The organism is Roseibium sp. AWQ4_254, from assembly GCF_056161025.1.
This window is the reverse complement of sequence record NZ_JBSWYH010000076.1, coordinates 1-1,780: the sequence shown is the minus strand read 5'-3', so window position 1 is coordinate 1,780 and position 1,780 is coordinate 1. Positions and strand designations below refer to the sequence as shown.

General features: G+C 56.2%; 1 protein-coding gene. It reads left to right on the top strand.

The genetic code is table 11. The annotated features are described in order from the left end of the window. A partial coding sequence (locus tag ACXAIC_RS24650) for a tyrosine-type recombinase/integrase (protein WP_475187060.1) occupies positions 1-1,348 on the top strand: 1,348 nt, incomplete at its 5' end. Positions 1,349-1,780: the final 432 nt, after the last annotated feature.

Here is a 1,780-nt window from a genome sequence, read left to right as displayed (position 1 = left end):
ATCAACGAACTCATGCCTTGGTGTTACGCTGCAAAAGCAGCGTAACAGAGCGCGCCGCCGCCATGAAGACCGGCTTCACCGGACGGACACACAGGACCCGAAACGTGACCAGTTCATATGGGACACCGAGGTTCATGGTTTCGGGATCCGCGTCAAACCTTCTGGAACCAAGACGTTTCTGATCCAGTACCGAAACTCGGAGCGGCGAACTCGCCGGTTCGTCATCGGGCAATTCGGTGTCGTAACTGTTGAAAGCGCCCGCGACCTTGCCAGGAAAAAACTGGCCGCCGTGATCGACGGCAGCGACCCTTCAGCTGAACGCCGTGCCGCACGTCAGGGCATGACCGTTGCGGAAATCTGTGACTGGTACCTCGAAGAAGCAGAAGCCGGCCGTCTCCTCGGACGCAACAGACGTCCAATCAAAGCCTCGTCCGTGGCAGGCGATCGTAGCCGGATCGAACAGCACATCAAACCGTTGATCGGAACGCGTATCGTCAGTCACTTACGGCTTGCTGACATTGAAAGACTTCAGGGGGACATTGCTGCCGGGAAAACGGCACGCTCGCGCCGCCCGGGCCGCGGCGGGCAAACGTCAGGTGGAGCCGGGGTCGCAGGGAGAGCCATTAGCACATTGCGCAGTTTGCTCAATCATGCACGCCGCCTCGGGCTGATCGAACAAAGCCCGGCCAACGGTGTCAGGGTGATCGCTTCGGAAAAACTCAAACGCCGTCTGAGCGCAGGTGAAATTCGTCACCTTGGTAAGGTGATGATGCAGATGGAACACGAGGGCGAACATCCGACCGGTCTTGCTTCAATCCGCGCCATGTTTCTGACCGGGTTCCGGCGAATGGAAGTCCTCGGCATGCGCAAAGAGTGGATCGAAGCAAAAAACAACTGTGTTGCCTTTCCCGAAACGAAATCAGGCGCGCAATTGCGGGCCATCGGAGATGCGGCCGTCGCACATCTGCTCGAAACTGCGAAATCCAATTCCACTCCATTCGTCTTTCCAGCCGACATCGGGGAGGGTCATTTCATAGGTGTTGTGCGTGTGCTTGAGCGGGTTTGCCGGCGGGCCGGATTGAGCGGCGTGACCCCTCATGTTCTAAGGCACACATTCGCAAGCATGGCTGCTTCACAGGGCTTCAGCGAATTGACGATTTCAGGCCTACTCGGACATGCCCCACGCGGTGTCACACAGCGATATGTGCATCTCGACACTGCACTCGTCATTGCTGCCGATCAGGTAGCGGGCGAGATTGCTCGACTTTTAAATGGGGGAGAAGTGATGTCCGTTCGAGAGGTTAAGCAGAGGCGTTCCAAGTCCCTGTTGCGGGCGCAGATATTATAGTGACGCTTCGAGGAACTGAGAATAATTGGCAGAAGGTCTGATTTTCGCCTGTCACTCCTTTTCTGTACTGCAAGCCTCCGAAGGCAGAGGTCACAGGTTCGAATCCTGTCGGGTGCGCCAGATTCATATCAACAAAACAGCTACTTAGCAAGGAAAACTCACTTCGACTTGGGTGACGCTACGCTGTACGGAAGCACCGCGGAAGCAGACTCGATCCTGCCATAGTGCGCTATATCGCACCCGCTTCGGCTTCAACCCACTCGGGGCTACGCGCCAATTCCTATTCTGAGGGTCGCGCGTGCGAATCGCGCCGGAGTCAGCTAATTTTTCAATAAGCCACTTAAGGTCTGTGGACATTTAGCGCAATGCGATGATCGCTGCGGCCAGGTTCCATGAGGCTTGATAGCTGGTATCGGTTTTATCGTATCTTGT